Raw genomic sequence first — 19,160 nt, forward strand, 5'->3', positions numbered from 1 at the left:
CGGGCCGCGGGTCCGAGACGGCGGGGACGCAGCCGCACGATGATGTCAGGGACGAGGCGTCCTAGTCGAAGGGTATCACGAGGGTAAGACCCATTTCGTCATCCCGGCGAACGCCGGGATCCCATGCCGTAGCGCGGGGAAGGCGCCGCACGAGATCCCGACTTTCGTCGGGATGACGGATTGGGGCGGGTAGGTCGATCGCCCCCTTCAGTTCCCCGGCGAAGGCCGGGGCCCAGTCTCGACGGACCTGGTTAGGGTGGTCAAACCTCTCGAACGACGTTGCAACTGGGCCCCGGCCTTCGCCGGGGAACGGTACAGTCTGCAGCGGTAACCGTGCGCTTCACCTTCGACAAAAGCACGCTAGCGGCGCGTGCGGTAGCCGATGCCGGAATAGCGCGTGACGCGAACCCGATCACGGATGGTAAGCTTCAGCGGATCGCGCAGATTGGCGGCGCAGATGCGGAAGGTGCCGTGTGCGACAGTCTCGATCCAGCCGCGCCGGGTCAGTTCCTTGTCGAGCGCCGGCACCACGACGCGGAGCCGATGCCGGCTGCCCTGGATCCGGAGTGCGTCGCCATCGGCAAAGATCTGGTAGTTTCCGCGCACGGTAGCGCAGCGTTCCGGGGCGGGGTCGAGCAGCAGTGCGGCGGCTAGGACCAGCATCGGCATCCTTCCGGAATGTCAGCGGCGACGGCGGACCAATGCCTTGAGGTCGGACAGGCGGAAGGCCCGCGTCACGAAGCAGGCGACAGCATAGATCGCCACGCCGGCGCCGACCAGCACCACCAGTGCTGCGTAACGCTGCCAGAGCTGCCCGCTCAGCCACGGATCGAGCAGCCGGTCGAAGCCGAAGATCGCGGCGCCCATCAGCAGCGCGGCGAGCGCGAGGCGGGGGAGGCGGCGCTTGAGCTGGGCGTCGGCGACGAAATGGCCGCGCTTCCGCAGCTCGGCGTAAAGCATCCAGACATTGACGGTGGACGACAGCGCGGTCGCCAGCGGCGGGCCGATATGGCCGATCAGCGGGATCAGCGTGAGATTCGCCGCGATGTTCACCGCAACCGAGATGGTGGCGAAGCGCACCGGGGTGCGGGTGTCCTGCCGGGCATAGAAGCCGGGCGTCAGCACCTTGACCAGCACATAGGAGGGCAGGCCGATCGAGAAGCCGGCCAGCGCCCAGGCACACTTCACCGTGTCGTCGGCGGTGAAGTGGCCGTACTGGAACAGCCCGCGAACGATCGGCTCGGCGGCGACGATCAGCGCGACCATCGCGGGCAGGGTGAGGAACAGCGCCAGCTCCATGCCGCGATTCTGGGTCTCCATCGCCTCCGCATCCTTGCCGGCGCCGAGCAGGCGCGAGACGGTGGGGAGCAGGATGGTACCCAGGCCGATGCCGATCATGCCGAGCGGCAGCTGGTTGAGCCGGTCGGCATAATAGATGAACGAGATCGAGCCCTCGCCGAGCAGATAGCCGGAGAGCGCGGTGGAGATGACGAGGTTGAGCTGGACCGCCCCGGCGCCGAGCGCGGCAGGGAGGATCAGCTTCATCAGCCTTTTCACCTCGGGATCGAGCCGGGGCAGGCGCGGGCGCAGCGACACGCCGGCGGCGCGGCAGGCGAACCACAGCCAGAGCAGCTGGATCAGGCCGCCGATCGGGATCGAGATCGCCTGGGCGCGCGCCGTCTCCTCGGGCGTGCCGTGGAAGACGAACAGGGCGGTCACCATCGCGACGTTGAGCAGGATCGGCGCGGCGGCGTTGACCCAGAATTTGTCGAGCGAATTGAGCAGGCCGCCGAGCAGCGAGGCCAGGCAGATCAGCATCAGATAGGGGATGGTGATCCGGCTCAGCTCGACCGCGAAGGCGAACTGCTCGTGCGTCGGCGCCTGTTTGTGGAAGCCGCCCGAGAGCAGGGCGGTGAGCGGCCAGGCGGCAGCGAGCATCACCACCGTCATCACTGCGAGGAAGGTGAACAGCACCGCCAGGGTGCGCTCGGCGAAGTCGAAGGCCGGCCCGCGCTCGCCGTCATGCTCGGCGAGCTTGCGGTTGAACATCGGGATGAACGCCGAGGAGAAGGCCCCTTCCGCGAAGAAGGCGCGGAACATGTTGGGCAGGCGGAAGGCGACGAGGAAGGCGTCCGACGCGAAATTCGCACCGACATAGCGCGCCTGGAGCGAATCGCGGACCAGCGCGAGGATGCGGCTGGCGAGGGTGAGGCCACCGACCGAGCCGAGGCTGCGGGCGAGCTTCATGCCGCTTCCGTCATCCCCGCGAAAGCGGGGACCCAGGTCGGAGAGAAGCCGCGAGCAACCGCGGCGGTGCCGGTGGATAGTGTGGGAGATGGGCCCCCGCTTTCGCGGGGGTGACGATCAGGGGTCACGAGGCCCGGTCTCCCGACTATCGGATCAGGCTTCGCCTGCCACTTCGCCGGTCAGGCCCGACTCGTTGGCCGCGCGCTGCTGGAGGTAGATGCCGCCGAAGTCGATCGGCTCGAGCATCAGCGGCGGGAAGCCGCCGTCGCGCACCGCGTCGGCCAGCACACGGCGGGCGAACGGGAAGAGCAGGCGCGGGGCCTCGCCGAGCAGGAAGCCGTCGAGCGCCTCGCCCTCGGGCACGTTGCGGATGCCGAACAGGCCGGCATAGGACAGGTCGACGATGAACGCGGTCTGGCTCTCGGCGGTGGCGCGCACCTCGATCTTGAGCACGACTTCGAACACCTCGTCGGCGACCTTGCCCGAGCCGATGTTGAACTGCACGTCGATCGCAGGCGCGGTCTGGCTCTGGAAGATGGCCGGGGCGTTCGGATTCTCGAACGAGAAGTCCTTCACATATTGCGACAGCAGGCCGGCGGCCGGGGTGGTGTCCTCACCGTTGGCTGCGGGCTCGCCGAATCCGGCGATCGTGTCGTTCTCGGCCATTACAAAATCCTCTTTTCGGAAAGTTTCGCGCTATTGAAGCGTTGGATCGGCTGCGCGCCTAGCAGGCGGGCGCAACGGTTTCAATTGCCCCCGGTTTTGGCCGGATTTGAAACCGGCGCCGCTTGGGCCTATGTTAACCGGCGAAGCGTTTGGAGGCGTAGTGTACACGATAATCCTGTTCGCAATGGTGGCCGGCTTTTTGGCACTCCGACTCTATGCCGTGCTCGGCAAGCGCACCGGCCATGAGCAGGCATTGCCCAAGCCGAGCGAGGAGCGCGTGGCGGTGCCGCCCGCGGCCCGCACCATCGACCAGACCCCCGACGTGCGCGAAGCCAGTGCCCGGGTGATCGGCAACGGCGCGGAATCGGGCCTGAAGGCCGTGATCGCCGCCGATTCCAGCTTCGACGTCGCCCAGTTCGTCGACGGCGCCAAGAGCGCGTACAAGATGATCCTCGAGGCCTTCTGGAAGGGCGACGAGGAAACCCTGGCCTGGCTGGTGGAGGACGATGTCCGCGCCGGCTTCGCCCAGGCGATCGCCGACCGCAAGGCCGCCGGCCATGTGCTGGACAATCGCTTGGTCGCGATCGAGCGCGCGCTGATCTCGGACGCCGTGGTGGAGGGCAAGGCCGCTCGCATCACCGTGCGCTTCGATGCCGATATCGCCGCGGTGACGCGCGATGCCGAGGGCAATGTGGTCGCCGGTTCGCTGAGCGACGCAGTCGAGACCCACGACATCTGGACCTTCGCGCGGAACCTGCGCAGCGACGATCCCAACTGGAAGCTCGTCGAGACCGACGAAGCCTGAAGAGGGCCATTATGCGAATCTGGGGGGGAGTCGCGCTCGCGGCGCTGCTGAGCGCCTGTTCGGGTGGCGTGGTGCCGCATTCGGTCGAGCCGGGCTATAATCCGCCGCCGCGCAATGTGCCGCGTGAGACCCCGCGTGAAAATCCGCGGGTTTCCGAGCCGCATGGCAATCCCGCCGTGCGCCAGCCGATCCCGGCGACGCCGCTGGCCGCGCTTCCGGCGCCGGCCGCGCCTGCTGGGACGCTCACCGCTTCCTCGGCCGGGCTGCTCGCCGGACCTTCGTTCGATTCGCTGCCGCTGAGCGACGATGGCGCGGCGCGGGCGCTGGTCGCCTATCGGCTGAGCTGCCCCTCGCTGGTGCGGCGCACCGATGCGAGCGGGCTGACCCAGGGGCGCGACTGGCAGGCTTCGTGCGACGCCGCGAAGACCTGGCCCGAGCGCGATGCGCGGGCCTTCTTCGCGCGCTGGTTCGAGACGGTGCAGGTCGCCGACGGCAAGGCCCAGGCGACCGGCTATTACGAGCCCGAGATCGCCGGATCGCGGCATCGCCGCTCGGGCTATGGAGTGCCGGTCTATGCCAAGCCGGACGACATCATCGAAGTCGATCTCGGCCAGTTCTCGGCGGACATGAAGGGCAAGAAGATCCGCGGCCGCGTCGCGGGCAAGACCTTCCTCCCCTATTACGACCGCAAGGACATCGACCAGGGCGCGCTCGACGGGCGCGGGCTGGAGATCGCCTGGGCGGCGGATCCGATCGAGCTGTTCTTCCTGCAGATCCAGGGCTCGGGACGGCTGCGCGGGCCGGATGGCCAGGTGATGCGCATCGGTTTCGCAGGGCAGAATGGCCGCGAATATGTCGGCATCGGCGCGCTGATGCGCGAGCGCGGGCTGCTCCAACCGGGCAAGGCCTCGATGCAGGGCATCATGGAATATCTCCGCACCCACCCCGAGGAGGGGCGCGACATCATGTGGGAGAACAAGAGCTATGTGTTCTTCCAGGAGTTGAAGGGGGCGGGGCCGAACGGCTCGCTCGGGCTGCCGGTGACCGGGCAGGTGAGCGCCGCGGTCGATCCCAAGTTCATCCCGCTGGGCGCGCCGGTGTTCCTCTCGATGGACCGGGCCGAGGCGAACGGGCTGTGGATCGCGCAGGATACCGGCGGGGCGATCAAGGGCAGCAACCGGGTAGATACCTTCTGGGGCGCGGGCGATGATGCGCGCGCGATCGCGGGCGGGATGAATGCGCGCGGCACCGCCTGGCTGCTGCTGCCGGTGGGGACGCTCAGCCGGCTGGGCGGGGCGCCGATCGCCACGGTGCCGGCGCCGACCCGCCAGCGGTGAGGCGCCTCGCGCCCGAGGAAGCGGCGCTGTGGAAACGCGTGATCGCCAGCGTGACGCCGCTTGAGGCACGTCCGGTCGAGTCGGTCGAGGCAATCGAGAAGTCCGCGACGCCGGCGCCTGTTCCGGTGCCGGGGGCGCCCAAGGTGAAGGGGCGGGTGCCGCCGCCGCGCGTTGCCGCACCTGCGCCGGCCAAGCCCGCGCGCGGGCAGGCGGTCAACACGCTCGACGCCTCCTGGGACCGGCGGCTGGGGCGCGGGCTGGTCTCGCCCGAATCGACCGTCGACCTGCACGGCCACACGCTCTCCTCGGCCTATGACCGGCTCGATTTCGGGCTGGAGGCGGCGCTGGCGCGGGGCGACCGGGTGCTGCTGCTCGTCACCGGCAAGCCGCCGCGGCCGGAATCCGAGCGCCCGCACGCCCGCGGCGCGATCCGCGCGGCGGTGGGCGACTGGCTGGCCGCATCGCGCTTTTCGGATCGTATCGCTGCCGTAAGAACCGCGCATTCCCGCCACGGTGGGACCGGAGCCCTCTATATAGTCCTGCGCCGGCCCCGAGAGAAATCTTAACCTCTCTCTGCGAAAGATCGTCCCCGGGTCGCCGCCGGGTTTTACGGCCGGCGAGGGATTCTGGGGGACGGGCGGAGCATAGTGGAAGGATTCTCGCTCAAGAGCCGTGCGATAGCCTTTGCGATGTGCGCCGGTGCCGTGGCGTTCATTCTCGCTCTGGCTGCCGCCTCCACGCCGGGCATGATCAGCGTCGAGAGCGCCGGCCGCGCACTGATCGCCGCGATCGTCTGCGGCGTGATGTGCTGGGCCTCGGCCGAGCGCAGCATCGCCTCGACCGCCGAAGCCATCGACGCCGCGATCGAGCGCCTCCAGGGCGCCGCCAATGGCGATCTGCAGAGCGGCATCCCGCCCCAGGTGCATGAATCGGTGCCGACCCTGGCGCGGGCGATGGACGGGCTGTTCCGCCAGCTCCACGCCAATCTGGAGAGCGTCCAGCGGCTCGCGATGTTCGATCCGGTGACCTCGCTGCCCAACCGCACCAATTTCCGCCGCACCGCCGAGCGGATGCTCGCCGACCTGCCGCCGGGCAATGTCGCGGTGCTCTATTTCATCGATCTCGACCGCTTCAAGCATGTCAACGACACGCTGGGCCATGCCACGGGCGATGCGCTGCTCGCCATGGTGGCCAACCGGCTGCGTGCTGTCGCCGACCGTTTCGCCGCCGAGGCCGATGCCCGGCCGCCGCTGATCGGGCGCCTGGCCGGCGACGAGTTCACCATGTTCTTCCCGACGCTGCGCAACGTGCGCGACGCCGAGCGGATCGGCCGCGGCATCCTCTATGCCCTGTCCGAGCCGTTCGACCTTGCCGACCAGGAAGTGTCGATCGGCGCCTCGATCGGCATCGCGCTGCGCCCCGAGCATGGCACCACGCTGCACGACCTGATGCGCGCCGCCGACGCCGCGATGTACCATGCCAAGGCGATGGGCCGTGGCCGCGCCGAGCATTTCACCGAGATTCTCGCCGCCGAGATCGCCGACCGGGCGCGGCTGGAGAGCGACCTGCGCGAGGCCGTGGACAAGGACCAGTTCACCCTGGTCTATCAGCCCCAGGTCTCCGCCGCCGACGGCCGCATCGTCGCCGCCGAGGCGCTGCTGCGCTGGCGCCATCCGGACGGGCTCAAGATGCCCGGCACCTTCATCCAGCGCGCCGAGGAGACTGGCCTGATCGTCGAGATCGGCGAATGGGTGGTCGAGAGCGTCGCCGAGACGATCTCGCGCTGGGGACGCCTTGGCATCCAGCAGCGGCTCGCGGTCAATATCAGCCCGCGCCAGCTCGACCATGCCAGCTTCTTCCGCAAGCTGCGCGAGGCAATGCGTGCGGCCAATGCCCCGGCCAGCCTGCTCGAGCTGGAGATCACCGAGACGCTGGCGATGCATTGCTCGAGCGAAGTGCTCGAGGCGATTGCGCTGCTCCGCCATGACGGCGCGACCATCGCCATCGACGATTTCGGCACCGGCTATTCGAACATCGCGCGCCTGCGCAAGCTGCCGATCGACCGGATCAAGCTCGACCGCAGCCTGATCGAGCATGTCGCCAACAGCGCCGACGCGCGGACGATCGCCCAGGCGCTGATCGGGCTGATCCACGGCCTGAACTGCGAGGCGGTGGCCGAAGGCATCGAGAGCGAGGCCCAGGCCACGGTGCTGCGCGTCATCGGCTGCGACATCCTCCAGGGCTATGCCGTGGCGACGCCGATGGAAGAGGACGCGTTCCTCGAATGGGCGCGCGGCGTGGAACCGCAGCGGATCGCGGGGTAAATTTCTAGCCCCTCCCCTTCAGGAGAGGGGCTTCAAGAAGCGTAGGCCCGCTTCAGGATTTCCGCATAGACATCGGCCAGCGCGACCAGATCGGGAAGCGCCACTGCCTCGTCGAGCTTGTGCATCGTCGCATTGAGCAGGCCGAACTCCACCACTGGGCAGAGTTTAGAGAGGAAGCGCGCGTCCGAGGTGCCCCCGGTGGTCGACAGCTCGGTGGTGACGCCCAGCCTGTCCTGGATGGCGCCGGAGATCAGCGTGGAGAGCTCTCCGGGCTCGGTGAGGAAGGCCTCGCCATAGACCCGACCCTTGACGATCCCCAGTGGCGCGTGGCGCTGCACGATCTCCTCGATCCGGGCGATCAGGTCGGGGCCATATTGCTGGTCGTTGAAGCGGATGCTGATCCGCGCCCTGGCCTCGCCGGGAATGACATTGGTGGCGGGATTGCCCACCGTCAGGTCGATGATCTCGATGTTCGACCGCTGGAACCAGGCATTGCCCTGGTCGAGTTCGATGGCGTCGATCTCGGCGAGCGCGCGGACGAGGCGCGGGACCGGATTGTCGGCGAGATGGGGATAGGCAACATGGCCCTGCCTGCCGGGCACGGTGATGTCGATCACCGTCGATCCGCGGCGACCGATCTTGATCATGTCGCCGAGCCGGTGCTGCGAGGTCGGCTCGCCGACCAGGCACAGGTCCGGCAGCAGGCCGCGCTCCGCCATCCGCTCGATCAGGCGGGGCGTGCCATAGGTGGCGGGGCCTTCCTCGTCGCCGGTGATGATCAGCGTGGTCACGCCGCCCTCGACCTGCGCCGCCGCGGCGACGAAGGCGGCAATCGCGCCCTTCATGTCCACCGCGCCGCGGCCATAGAGCAGGTCGCCCCGCACCTCGGGCTGGAAGGCGTCGCTGGTCCAGCCCTGTCCCGGCGGCACCACGTCGAGATGGCCGGCAAAGGCGAAGTGGCGGCCGCTGGTGCCCCGCACCGCGAGCAGGTTCTCGACCGGTCCCTCGGGCGCCTCGCCCTCGACGAAGCGCTCGACCTTGAAGCCGAGCGGGAGCAGGGCCGCCTCGAGCACGTCGAACACGCTGCCACGCGCGGGGGTGACGCTTTCGGCGGCGATCAGGGCCTTGGTGAGTTCGATGACGTCGGGCAAGATGGTCTCCGGCATTGGTGGAGGTGGCATTGCCCAAGCGCGACGAGGATACAATCCCAGCTTGGTGGATCGGCACATGACGCTGCTGTTGTTCGCAGCGCTTCTGATGCCTGGCCAGGAAGCGGCGCCAACGCCTACGCGAGGCCTTTGCCGGCTGACCGGCATCAAGGTCGAGATGCTTGCGGACTCAGAGACGCTTGCCCGTGGCCGATACCGTACCGTGGAGGGCGAGCGCTTCGGCGAGGCGCGACATGCGATGCTGGAGAAGCTGGCGGCCGCGCTGAAGACCCGGTTCGGCACCGCGCAGCCCTCGCGTGCCGAGCTTCAGCGCAGCGACAGTCTCGACAATGATGCGATGCTCAATCTTGCGGCAGCGTGCCGCGACCTGCCGCGATAGGTGCCGACATGCCCAAGCTCGATCTCGATACCATCCCACAGACCAATGCGACGGGCTATCCGGCGGAATTTGCCGGGCCGGTGCAGGGGCGCTGGTATCGCCGGCTGGCGCCCGCCAGCGGGATTACCGACTTCGGCTGCAGCCATGTCACGCTCGAGCCCGGCGCCTGGTCTGCCCAGCGGCACTGGCATGAGGGGGAGGACGAGTTCGTCGTAATGCTCGCCGGCGAGGCGGTGCTGGTCGATGATGGCGGTGAGACAGTGATGCGGCCGGGCGACGTTGCCGCCTTTCCCAAGAATGACGGCAACGGTCATGTGCTGCAGAACCGCAGCGATGCGCCTTGCGTCTACATCGCAGTGGGGAGGCCGTCCGTGACTGACTGCCACTATCCCGATATCGACATGCACCTGCCGACGGGGCAGGGGTTCCGGCGGAAGGACGGGAGCGGGTTCTGATCACCGCGCTCCCGAAACATCCGGATCAATCGCAGCCGTAATAGATTTCGTCGGTGTAGAGCGTGCGCTCGCCGACATGGACGAAATGGCCGTCGCAATAGATGACGTTGTGGCCGACGATGTTGGTGTGGTTCTCGTCGTCATAGAAGACGACGACATATTCCTGCTGGCCATGCATTGCCTGCGCAGGCAGGGTCGTGCTTGCGGTAAGAACCGCGAAAAGGCCGATGATCTTGAGCGCTTTTTTCATGTGCCGACTCCTCGATTTGGGAAGTCGGATCAGGCGATGATCTGCTTGCCGGATCAATCGGAACCCGGTCCGAAGTGGTTCAGAGGATCAGCGCCTTCATGGCGGCGTAGCGCGCCTGGCGGTCTGCCCAGCCATTGGGGTCCCTGGTCGACTTCGGATCGCCGCGGTTGATGCCGTTGGAGACGGCCCGGAGATTGTCCTGGTCCGCCCAGCTGTTGAGGCTGCAATTGTCCCAATAGGCGCAGAAGGCGAGCAGGCCGAGCGACCAGATCTCGAGCAGTTCGGGATTGCTCTCCAGATCGATGCCGAGCTTGCGACCATAGAGGCGATAATTGGCGCGGCCGGTGAGCTGGCCGGGGCCGCGGCCGAGATAGCGCAGGCCGTCGCCCGGCTGATCATTGCCCAGCGCCGCGTTCATCTCGTACTTCTTCTGCGCGGCGGTGGGGCCCCAGATCTCGCGATTGTAGCGGAAGCCGCTGCTCTCATGCGCGCATTGCGCCATGAAATGGGCGAGGCGCAGGCCGTTCTCGACGATGCCATAGCTGCGGAAATGGACGTTCGCGGCGAGGCCGAGCTCGGGCGCGATCGTCGCCGATGCCCCCGCCTTGACGAACAAGGCGGCAAGCGTGCCGCGTCCGAGCGATCCGTCTGCCGTCACGCCCAGCCGCTGCTGCAGCTTCTTCACGTCGAACATGGATGATCCCCCGACTGATCCGCCCGATCCGGTGGATTGTTGCCCGGTGGAATCTGGACGCGGCTGCAGGGCCGCGCAAGTATATCAGACCGTATCGGCTTCGAATTGCTGGATCACCCAATCCTCTTCCTGCGCCGCGGCGATCCAGTCCTGCATGAAGGGGTGCTGGAGCACCGCATTCATATAGGCAGGCGCGAAGCGGGCGACGGGCAGCGAATAGGTGACGAGGCGCGTCACCACCGGCGCGAACATGATGTCCGCCGCGCCGAACGCGCCGAACAGGAACTGGCCATCGCCGCCGAAGCGGGCACGGGCCTGGGCCCAGAGCTCCATAATCCGGCCGATGTCCTGGATCACGTCGGCATCGGGCGTCTTGGGCGGATAGACCTGGCGGACGTTCATGCTGTGCTTGCGGCGCAGCGCCGCGAAGCTGGAGTGCATCTCCGCCGCCATCGAGCGGGCCATGGCGCGCGCCGCCGGGTCTTCCGGCCAGAACCTGGTGTTGCCGGTCTTGTCGTTGAGATATTCGACGATGGCCAGGCTGTCCCACACCACGGCGTCGCCGTCCCACAGGATCGGCACCTTGCCCGAGGAAGGCGCAAACTCGTCGCCCTCGCGGCGCTTTTCCCAGTCCTGGTCGTACAGCGGCACCACCACTTCCTCGAAGGGCAGGCCGGATTGCCTGCAAGCGAGCCAGCCGCGCAGCGACCAGGAGGAATAGGCCTTGTTGCCGATGTAGAGCTTCATGGCAGCCGGGATAGCGAGCGGTTGCGCAGGGGGCAATCGCGCGCGGTGTGCCGAAGTGAAAACGGTGGCATCTTGTCTTGCCAACGTAACGAAATCCCACGAAGAATCGTGATTGCAAGATTTGGGGGAATCCATGCAGGGCAAGTGGTTCGGGTCGACGGCATTGGCCGTGGTGGCCCTTGGTATCGGTTTTCCGGCGGCTGTTTCTTCGCAGACGGCCCCGGCGGCGTCTTCGGCACCCGCCGCCGCGCCGGCTGCGCGGCCGACACGCTATGACACATCGGTCTTCGCCGAGCTGCCCGCGATCGAGGCGCCTTCGCTCTCGCCCTCGGGGGACAAGATCGCCGCGCGCATCGCGGTGAACGGCGTCCAGTATTTCGGCATCTATCCGGTGGCCGGCGGCGATCCGGCGATCGTGGCGCTGGGCGACACCGACCTGAACTGGTGGCGCTGGGTGAATGACGACTGGCTGGTCATCGGCATCGGCCAGACCGTGCCGGTGCAGGACGAGGAATGGTATCTTACCCGCGCCTTTGGCGTGAAGACCGACGGCAAGAAGCTGGTGAAGCTCAACAAGGATACCGCCGGCCAGAATGCGTCCGACCTGATCTGGGTGGCGCGCGATGGCTCGCCGCGGATCCTGCTGGGCTCGCAGAACTCGATCTACGGCGACAATGCCGATTTCTGGCCGCGGGTCGACGAGATCGACGTCACCACTGGCCGGGCGAAGCGGGTCCAGGCCGGCCAGTCCGGTGTCTGGAACTGGTATGCCGATGGCAACGGCACGGTCCGCATGGGCTATGCCCTGTCCGACGACGGGCGCAAGCGGCGGCTCTATTACCGCCAGCAGCGCGGCGACAGTTTCAAGGTGATCGACAGGGCGACGTCGATCGACGATTCGCTGGAGATGCCGGCGATGTTCCTGGGCGACCCGACCAAGGCGCTGATCATCGGCGACGATGCCGACGGCTATTCGGCGCTGTACGAATATGACCTGACCAAGCTGGAGCGCGGCAAGCAGCTGTTCGCGTCCAAGGGCTATGACATTGACGGCCTGTGGAGCGATGCCAGCGACACCGGCTATCTCGGCATCGACGTGACCCGCGACAAGCCGGGCATGGTGTGGACCGACCCGGCGATGGTGGAGCTGCAGAAGCGGCTCGACGGCATGATCAAGGGCGGGCAGCCGGAGATCGTCTCGATGAGCCGTGACCATGGCACGGTGATCTTCCGTGCTGGTGCGGCGTCGGGGCCAGGCGGCTATTTCCTGTTCCATGCCGCCGACGGCACGGTCGACGCGATCGGCAGCGTCAACCGCACGCTCGGGATGAAGCTGGTCCACCGGGTGCGCACGATTCGCTACAAGGCGCGCGACGGGCTGGAGATCCCGGCGGTGCTGACCCTGCCCAATGGCGATCCGCACAACGCCCCGCTGATCGTGATGCCGCATGGTGGCCCCTTCGCGCGCGACACCGAGGAATGGGACTGGTGGGCGCAGTTCCTCGCGGACCGCGGCTATGTGGTGATCCAGCCCAATTATCGCGGCTCCTCGGGCTATGGCACCAAGTTCACCCGCAAGGGGATCGGGCAATGGGGCCTGGCGATGCAGGACGACCTGGACGATGCGGTGACCGCGCTCGCCGCCCAGGGGCTGATCGATCCCAAGCGGGTCTGCATGGTCGGGGCTTCCTATGGCGGCTATGCCGCGATGCGGGCGGCGCAGCGGGACGGGTCACGCTATCGCTGCGCGGTCTCCTATGCCGGGGTGTCCGACCTCAACCGGATGCTGCGCTTCAACGGCAATTTCCTGGGTGCCGGGGCGCGGCAGGACTGGCTGCGCCAGCAGGTGGGGGACCTGAAGGGCGTGTCGCCGCTCAACTTCCCCGAGCAATTCTCGGCGCCGATCCTGATCGTCCATGGCAAGAAGGACCGCACCGTCCCCGTCTCGCAATCGCGGCTGATGGCCAAGCGGCTGAAGGAGGCGGGCAGGAATGCGACCTATATCGAGCAACCCGAGGGCGATCACCATTTCACCCGCGAGGCGGATCGGCTAGAGTTCCTCAAGGCGCTCGAGGCGTTCCTGGCGAAATACAACCCGGCCTGAGCGGGACTCGCGCTTGATGTATATGCATGATGTGTACGCATGATGCATATACATCGTTGATCGATGTTCTTGATGCATATACATGATGTGTATGCATCAAGAGTCCCTCCCTGCTGTCTGCGCCTGCACCATGCTGCGCAAGGCCGCGCGTACCGTCGGCCGCGTCTATGACGAGGCGCTGGCCGGTCACGGCATGACCACCGCGCAATTCTCGATCCTCCGCCATGTCGCCCGCGATGAGCCGCTGGCGCTCAGCCGGCTGGCCGAGCAGCTCGAGATGGACCGCAGCTCGCTCTACCGGGCGCTGGCGCCGATTGAGAAGCGCGGCTGGGTGGTGGTGAAGCCGGGCGTCGGCCGCAGCAAGTGCGCGAGCCTGTCCGAGGTGGGGAGGGCGGCGCTCCATGCCGCCGAGCCCGACTGGGCGGCGATCCAGCGGCGGGTCGAGGAGGAGGCAGGTTCGGCGCTCTGGTCGGTGATGAAGGCCGGGCTCAAGTCGCTCACCGAAAGCGTCGAGCGTGCGGGAGGCCGGGCATGATCGCGCTGCTTTCCCGCCTGCCGGTCGGCGCGCGCGGCTATGCCGGCATCGTCGCGGCGATCACCTTCGTGGCGCTTTTGGTCTCGGCGGGGCTGCGCTCGGCGCCCGGCGTGATGATGCTGCCGCTCGAGCAGCATTTCGGCTGGGACCGTGCGACCATCTCGGCCGCCGCCGCGATCGGCATCTTCCTCTACGGGCTGGTCGGGCCGTTCGCCGCTGCGCTGATGCTCAGCGTGGGCATCAAGCGGACGATGCTCGGCGGGCTGTTGCTGATGTCGCTGGCGACCTTCTCCAGCCTGTGGATGTCCGAGCCGTGGCAATATGTGCTGAGCTGGGGCGTGTTCTCGGGTGTCGGCAGCGGCGCAGTGGCGTCGGTGCTGGGCGCGGCGGTGGTCAATCGCTGGTTCGCGACGCGCCAGGGCCTGGTGATGGGCATGCTGACCGCCAGCACCGCGACCGGCGCGCTGGTTTTCCTGCCCTTGCTCGCCTGGCTGGCCGAGGGTGGGGCGTGGCGGCCGGTGGCGCTTGCCGTGTCGATCGCCAGCGCCTGCGTGATCCCGTTCGTCTTGTTCTTCGTGCCCGAGCATCCGCAGGACCTTGGCGTGCGCCGCTTCGGCGAGACCGCCGAGAGCGCGCCGCCGCCGCCGATGAAGCAGGCGTCTACCCCGGCGCTGGCCTTCACCGCGCTGTTCCGCGCTTCGAAGAGCATGACCTTCTGGCTGCTGTTCGGCACCTTCTTCGTCTGCGGGCTGACCACCAACGGGCTGGTCGGCACCCACCTGATCGCCTTCTGTGGCGACCATGGCATCGCGCCGGTGCAGGCGGCGGGGCTGCTCAGCCTGATGGGGCTGTTCGACCTGATCGGCACCACCGCATCGGGCTGGCTGACCGACCGCTATGACCCGCGCAAACTGCTCTTCGTCTATTATGGCCTGCGCGGGCTGTCGCTGCTGGCGCTGCCCTTCCTCGACTTCAGCGCCTCCAGCCTGTTGATCTTCGCGATCTTCTACGGGCTCGACTGGATCGCGACGGTGCCGCCGACAGTGAAGCTGGCGAATGTCCATTTCGGCGAGCGGGACGCGCCGATCGTGTTCGGCTGGGTGATGGTGGGGCACCAGATCGGCGCTGCAACCGCGGCGTTCGGCGCCGGCGCGGTGCGGGCCTGGACGGGGACCTACACGCCGGCCTTCCTGGTGGCGGGCGCCTTCGGGCTGGTCGCGGCGGTGGCGATCCTGGCGGCGCGGGCGGAGAAGCCGGGCACGCGGATGGCGCTGGCCTAGGCCGCGCGCAGCGTTCCCAGGAAGCTTTGCATCTCGCCGAGCAGACGGCGGGCCTGGCCGACCAGCTCGTCGGTGGCGGCGTCCATCTCGGCGGTGGTGCGGGCCGCGGCGTCGGTGGCGCTCTCGGCACTGGCGGCGCCGGCCTGGAGATCTGCGGTGAGCGAGGCGGCGGTGCCGGCATAGCTCTGGATCGAGCGGATCACGTCGCCCTGTCGCGTCATCGCATCGCCGACCGCGCCGCCGACTTCGCCGATCCGGTCGAAACTGCCGCGCATCTCGCCGACGATCGAGGTGGTCGCCTGCACCGCGCCGCTCATCCGGCTGAGCTGGGCGCGGATGTCGTCGGTGGCATGGGCGGTCTGGGCGGCGAGGCTCTTCACTTCCTGCGCGACGATGGCGAAGCCGCGCCCGGCCTCGCCGGCACGGGCCGCCTCGATGCTGGCATTGAGCGCGAGCAGGTTGGTCCGTGCGGCGATCTCGGCGATCATGTCGGCGATGCTGCCGACGCTGGCACTGTGCTCGACCAGGGTGGCGAAGCGGGCATCGGCCGAGCGGGAGAGGGTGTGGAGATGCGCAGTGGTCTCGGCCTGGGCGCCGAGGCTCGCCTCGACCGCGACGAGCGACAGGCCGAGATTGGCCGATTCCTCGAGCAGTGTGGTGGCGCCGGTATCGGCGCGCACCGCCCGGCCGGCCATGCCGCGGATCTCGTCATGGGTGGCGAGGGTGGAGGTCTTGAGCCCCTCGGCCGAAACGCGGGTCTGCTCGGCAGCGGCGGCGAGCTCGCTGATCGCGGAGACGAACTGGCTTTCGAACCGGTCGGCGATGCGGGCGATCTCGGCGCGGCGATCGCGCTCGCCCTCGATCTGGGCACGGTGGCGGGCCTCGGCGGCGGAGGCAGCCTGTTGCAGTTCCTCGCGCTGGGCGGCGGCGCGCAGCAGGTCGCGCTCGCTGGCGGCACGGGCTAGCGCCTCGCCCTGGGCGAACTGCTCGCTGACCAGCGCGGCCTGGCCGATCACGGTGCGGGCGAGAAGGGCGACGAAGACGGCGAGGAAGACGAACACGCCTGCCGGGATATTGGCGAAGATGGCATAGAGCGCGCAGATCACGACGGCGATGCCGAGATAGGCGAGGCTGGCGGGCGGCAGCGGCGCATAGCGCAGCGCGCCGATCGCGGCGACGCCGGCGATGGTCGTCGTCGTGACGATCAGCTGCTGATCGGTGGCGCCGAGGCCGAGGGTCGACAGGAACAGGAACCAGCCGAGCGACACCGCGGCCGCCTCGATCACCGTGGCGCGCAGGGCGGCGCCGGTATCGGCGACCTGCCAGTCGCGCGCCCTGCCGTTGCGCCAGCGGACGAGCACAGCGGTGCTAATCGCGAGGTGGAGCGAGAAGGTGGAGATCTGCCAGGACAGATAGCCATTGCCGTGGATCGTCAGGATCAGCAGGAGGCTGACGAAGATGCTGGCGACGAAGGACACGGGATAGGCGCGCTGGATGGCGATGCCATGGGCGCGCATCAGGCTGGTCGGCAGCGCCGCCCATCTGCCCCAGAACGCCCCTTTCAGGGCCTCGAGTCTCGCCTCTCCCATCCGTCCTTCTCTAACCGGGCATGGTTACCAGCCCGTTTACAGTCGCATATGGATTCCACGACGGTGGAGCGGGATGAGCAGGGCGATCACCAGCAGCAGCACCGCCAGCGCGAACAGGAACGAGGCGAGGAGGAGGTTGCCGGGGAGCAGCGCGGAAAGCGCCTCCCAGGCCCAGGCCTGGAAGCCGGTGCGCATCGCGGCGAGCGAGAGGAGCAGCGAGAGGAGATAGCCGAGGATCGCGTTCATCCCCAGCACGTCGAGCGGCCATAGCGCCTTGCGCACCGCTGCGCTGCGCGATGCGACGATGCAGCCGGTGAACAGGATCGCCGACAGGCCCGAGGTCCAGAGCGCGAAGCTGCTGGTCCACAGCTTCTTGTTGAGCGGGAAGGCGAAGGAGAAGGCATAGCCCAGCGCGGCAAGCGCGATCCCGGCGAGCAGGATGCGCATCGTCGCGCGATCCGGCGCGGCCTTCCACCACAAAGCGGCGAGAGCGCCGAGCAGGACATTGACCAAGGCGGGGAGGGTGGAGAGCAGCCCCTCGGGGTCGTAAACCACATTGCCCGCCGCATCGGTGCCCATGCGGTACATGTGGTGGGTGGTGACCATGATCCGGTCGACATAGCCGGCGAGATTGCCCTCGGGGCTCAGATCGCCTGCGGCATGGCCGGGCGTGGCGACGAAGCTGAGCAGCGCCCAATAGCCGAGCAGGAGGACAAGGCTGGCGACGCCGAGCGCGGGGGCGTTGAGATGCGCGCGGCCATCGGCGTCCATGCGTGCGGTGAGGATCGCCAGCGCGGCGGCGAGGCCGTAGCAGATGCCCAGCCGGGGGAGGACACCGAACACGCGGAAATCCGCTAGGCCCGGGCGGGCGAGCATCTGCCATGCCCATCCGATAATGATTAGCAATAGCGTACGGCGAAGCACGCGATTCCAGAGCCTTGCGTCGATCCTGCGGGGAAAGGACAGGCCCAGCGCCACGCCCATGGCGCAGAGAAAGGCGGGGAAGACCAGGTCGGTCGGGGTGAAGCCATGCCACTCGGCATGATCGAGCGGCCACCAGACATGCGACCAGCTGCCCGGCGTGTTGACGATGACCATGAAGGCCATAGTCAGCCCGCGGAACAGGTCGAGCCCGGCAAGGCGGGCGGGTGCGCTGGGCGCTTCGGTCATTGGCGATCCCCTCCGGTTGAAGGGGAGTGTGGCGCGGTTGGCGGTAGAGGTCAAAAGGCGCTTCCTACATCGACGGCGCGGCGACTCGGCCAAAGGACACGAAGTACACGCCTGGAGCCGGTTTTTGCCGGCGGAAGGTCACTAAGGTCACACCAGTGACGGCTTGTCCGTTGGCCGCCGCGCAACATGCTTGCGCGGTCGTGATCCTATTTTTCCAACAATGGGAAAGAGCGGCGCGACGCTTCCCCCGGCCGCACGAGCCAATCAGGCCAAATCCTACATTGCAAGCGGTGACGATGCGGGCAGGGTCTACCGCCCGTACGGGGCTTCCATCTCGAGCTATGCGGAAGGGGCCGGTGTGACGGTGTGTTGTCAGGCCTTCACATAGACCCAGGCACTGGTGCCGCTCGCCAGCGGCGCCTCGACACGCACGTAATTCTCGCTCTCGTACACGTCCGCCGCGGCCAGTTCCTCGGCGGTCAGGCGGAAGACCTTGCCGGGGATGGGCGGGGCGTCGGCGTCGGGGACCAGCGCCAGGTGCACCTCGATGCCGCTGGCTTCCAGCACGTCCGGATCGCGGATCGTGATCTCGATCTGCCGGTAGCCGTGGAGCGTGTCGTCGTGGCCTTCGAGCAGCCGGCCGAACTGGGTAAGCTGCACATTCTCCAGCTGGAGCGTGCCGTAGGAGAAGAGCAGGGCCTCAGCCTGGCTCACCCGATCGCCTCGAGCACCGCGGCGCGCAGCTCGGGGATGCCCATGCCCTTTTCGGACGAGGTCGAGATGATGTCCGGATGCGCGGCGGGGCGCTTGCGGGCCGCCGCCTGGGTGCGCTCGAGGACCTCGGCCAGCTCGCTCGCCTTGATCTTGTCGGTCTTGGTCAGGACGATCCGGTAGCTCACTGCCGCCGTGTCGAGCATGTCGAGGATCTCGTTGTCGACTTCCTTGATGCCGTGGCGGCTGTCGATCAGCACCAGCGCGCGCTTGAGCACGTCGCGTCCGCGCAGGAAGTCGTTCACCAGGTAGCGCCATTGGCGCAGCATGTCCTTGGGCGCCTTGGCGAAGCCGTATCCCGGCATGTCGACCAGGCGGAACTTGAGCGGATCGCCTACGTCGAAGAAGTTCAGCTCCTGCGTGCGCCCCGGGGTGTTCGAGGTGCGCGCCAGGCCGTTGCGGTTGGCGAGCGCGTTGAGCAGCGACGACTTGCCCACGTTCGATCGGCCGGCGAACGCCACCTCGGGCACCACCGGGCTGGGCAGGTGCTCGAGCTTGGGAGCCGATTTCAGGAAGGCGACCGGGCCGGCGAAGATCTTCCGCGCGGCTTCCAGCTGCTCGGCGTCGAAGGGATCAGACATGAGCCGTCATCCCGGCGAAAGCCGGGATCTCCATCAGGAGCGCGCGCCCGCGGCACG

General features: G+C 67.8%; 20 protein-coding genes. 9 read left to right on the forward strand and 11 right to left on the reverse strand.

The genetic code is table 11. The features are described from left to right. Window positions 1-360: 360 nt before the first annotated feature. From ACEN8G_RS05155 to secB, 3 genes are all read right to left on the reverse strand, one after another. Window positions 361-663: a hypothetical protein gene (locus tag ACEN8G_RS05155; protein ID WP_413416350.1), complete on the reverse strand. Its 303-nt coding sequence runs from the start codon at window positions 661-663 to the stop codon at window positions 361-363. 18 nt (window positions 664-681) lie between these two features. Then, entirely contained in the window at window positions 682-2,247 is a 1,566-nt protein-coding gene (gene murJ / locus ACEN8G_RS05160; protein WP_413416351.1) for a murein biosynthesis integral membrane protein MurJ, read from the reverse strand. 153 nt (window positions 2,248-2,400) lie between these two features. Further along, window positions 2,401-2,913: a protein-export chaperone SecB gene (gene secB, locus ACEN8G_RS05165; protein ID WP_307118367.1), complete on the reverse strand. Its 513-nt coding sequence runs from the start codon at window positions 2,911-2,913 to the stop codon at window positions 2,401-2,403. A 130-nt stretch (window positions 2,914-3,043) separates the two neighbouring features. Here secB and ACEN8G_RS05170 point away from each other — a divergent pair, with 130 nt between their 5' ends. From ACEN8G_RS05170 to ACEN8G_RS05185, 4 genes are all read left to right on the forward strand, one after another. Continuing rightward, the gene (locus ACEN8G_RS05170; RefSeq protein WP_413416352.1) at window positions 3,044-3,718 is read left to right on the forward strand and encodes a Tim44/TimA family putative adaptor protein; all 675 of its coding nucleotides are present in this window, start codon (window positions 3,044-3,046) and stop codon (window positions 3,716-3,718) included. An 11-nt stretch (window positions 3,719-3,729) separates the two neighbouring features. Continuing rightward, window positions 3,730-5,055, forward strand: a complete 1,326-nt coding sequence (locus ACEN8G_RS05175) for a murein transglycosylase A (protein ID WP_413416353.1) — start codon at window positions 3,730-3,732, stop codon at window positions 5,053-5,055. Next, window positions 5,052-5,621 carry a Smr/MutS family protein gene (locus tag ACEN8G_RS05180; protein WP_413740749.1) on the forward strand — a complete coding sequence of 190 codons (570 nt, stop codon included), beginning with the start codon at window positions 5,052-5,054 and terminating at the stop codon, window positions 5,619-5,621. Before ACEN8G_RS05175 ends, ACEN8G_RS05180 begins: the two co-directional genes overlap by 4 nt. Window positions 5,622-5,702: 81 nt before the next feature. Then, complete coding sequence (locus ACEN8G_RS05185; protein ID WP_413416355.1) at window positions 5,703-7,379, forward strand: putative bifunctional diguanylate cyclase/phosphodiesterase; 1,677 nt, start codon at window positions 5,703-5,705, stop codon at window positions 7,377-7,379. 32 nt (window positions 7,380-7,411) lie between these two features. Here the strand turns inward: ACEN8G_RS05185 and dapE are convergent, their stop codons facing one another. Further along, window positions 7,412-8,545: a succinyl-diaminopimelate desuccinylase gene (gene dapE / locus ACEN8G_RS05190; RefSeq protein WP_413416356.1), complete on the reverse strand. Its 1,134-nt coding sequence runs from the start codon at window positions 8,543-8,545 to the stop codon at window positions 7,412-7,414. A 61-nt stretch (window positions 8,546-8,606) separates the two neighbouring features. On the opposite strand from dapE, the gene ACEN8G_RS05195 reads away from it, so the two are divergent. Next, window positions 8,607-8,927 carry a hypothetical protein gene (locus ACEN8G_RS05195; protein ID WP_413416357.1) on the forward strand — a complete coding sequence of 107 codons (321 nt, stop codon included), beginning with the start codon at window positions 8,607-8,609 and terminating at the stop codon, window positions 8,925-8,927. Between the two features lie 8 nt (window positions 8,928-8,935). After that, window positions 8,936-9,382 carry a cupin domain-containing protein gene (locus tag ACEN8G_RS05200; protein WP_413416358.1) on the forward strand — a complete coding sequence of 149 codons (447 nt, stop codon included), beginning with the start codon at window positions 8,936-8,938 and terminating at the stop codon, window positions 9,380-9,382. A 25-nt stretch (window positions 9,383-9,407) separates the two neighbouring features. Here ACEN8G_RS05200 and ACEN8G_RS05205 read toward each other — a convergent pair whose 3' ends face one another. The 3 genes from ACEN8G_RS05205 to ACEN8G_RS05215 all read right to left on the reverse strand — a co-directional run bounded on the left by ACEN8G_RS05205 (window position 9,408) and on the right by ACEN8G_RS05215 (window position 11,073). Next, window positions 9,408-9,632 carry a DUF6289 family protein gene (locus tag ACEN8G_RS05205; RefSeq protein WP_413416359.1) on the reverse strand — a complete coding sequence of 75 codons (225 nt, stop codon included), beginning with the start codon at window positions 9,630-9,632 and terminating at the stop codon, window positions 9,408-9,410. 79 nt (window positions 9,633-9,711) lie between these two features. Continuing rightward, entirely contained in the window at window positions 9,712-10,326 is a 615-nt protein-coding gene (locus ACEN8G_RS05210; RefSeq protein ID WP_413416360.1) for a glycoside hydrolase family 19 protein, read from the reverse strand. 84 nt (window positions 10,327-10,410) lie between these two features. Then, window positions 10,411-11,073: a glutathione S-transferase family protein gene (locus ACEN8G_RS05215; protein ID WP_413416361.1), complete on the reverse strand. Its 663-nt coding sequence runs from the start codon at window positions 11,071-11,073 to the stop codon at window positions 10,411-10,413. A 112-nt stretch (window positions 11,074-11,185) separates the two neighbouring features. Here ACEN8G_RS05215 and ACEN8G_RS05220 point away from each other — a divergent pair, with 112 nt between their 5' ends. From ACEN8G_RS05220 to ACEN8G_RS05230, 3 genes are all read left to right on the forward strand, one after another. Beyond that, window positions 11,186-13,177, forward strand: a complete 1,992-nt coding sequence (locus ACEN8G_RS05220) for an alpha/beta hydrolase family protein (RefSeq protein WP_413416362.1) — start codon at window positions 11,186-11,188, stop codon at window positions 13,175-13,177. A 130-nt stretch (window positions 13,178-13,307) separates the two neighbouring features. Then, entirely contained in the window at window positions 13,308-13,712 is a 405-nt protein-coding gene (locus tag ACEN8G_RS05225) for a MarR family winged helix-turn-helix transcriptional regulator (protein ID WP_413416363.1), read from the forward strand. Next, on the forward strand, window positions 13,709-14,992 hold the full coding sequence (locus ACEN8G_RS05230) for an MFS transporter (protein WP_413416364.1): 1,284 nt from the start codon (window positions 13,709-13,711) through the stop codon (window positions 14,990-14,992). The genes ACEN8G_RS05225 and ACEN8G_RS05230 overlap by 4 nt, the downstream gene beginning before the upstream one ends. On the opposite strand, the gene ACEN8G_RS05235 is transcribed toward ACEN8G_RS05230, so the two are convergent. The 4 genes from ACEN8G_RS05235 to yihA form a co-directional block, all read right to left on the reverse strand. Continuing rightward, window positions 14,989-16,581 (reverse strand): methyl-accepting chemotaxis protein, encoded by a 1,593-nt coding sequence (locus ACEN8G_RS05235; protein ID WP_413416365.1) that lies wholly within the window; start codon window positions 16,579-16,581, stop codon window positions 14,989-14,991. The genes ACEN8G_RS05230 and ACEN8G_RS05235 overlap by 4 nt on opposite strands. 36 nt (window positions 16,582-16,617) lie before the next feature. After that, entirely contained in the window at window positions 16,618-17,751 is a 1,134-nt protein-coding gene (locus tag ACEN8G_RS05240) for an acyltransferase family protein (protein WP_413416366.1), read from the reverse strand. Between the two features lie 372 nt (window positions 17,752-18,123). Continuing rightward, window positions 18,124-18,465 carry a gamma-glutamylcyclotransferase family protein gene (locus tag ACEN8G_RS05245; RefSeq protein WP_413416367.1) on the reverse strand — a complete coding sequence of 114 codons (342 nt, stop codon included), beginning with the start codon at window positions 18,463-18,465 and terminating at the stop codon, window positions 18,124-18,126. Further along, complete coding sequence (gene yihA / locus ACEN8G_RS05250) at window positions 18,462-19,103, reverse strand: ribosome biogenesis GTP-binding protein YihA/YsxC (RefSeq protein WP_307118385.1); 642 nt, start codon at window positions 19,101-19,103, stop codon at window positions 18,462-18,464. Before yihA ends, ACEN8G_RS05245 begins: the two co-directional genes overlap by 4 nt. Window positions 19,104-19,160: the final 57 nt, after the last annotated feature.

Source organism: Sphingomonas sp. Sphisp66 (assembly GCF_047324325.1).
GTDB lineage: Bacteria > Pseudomonadota > Alphaproteobacteria > Sphingomonadales > Sphingomonadaceae > Sphingomonas.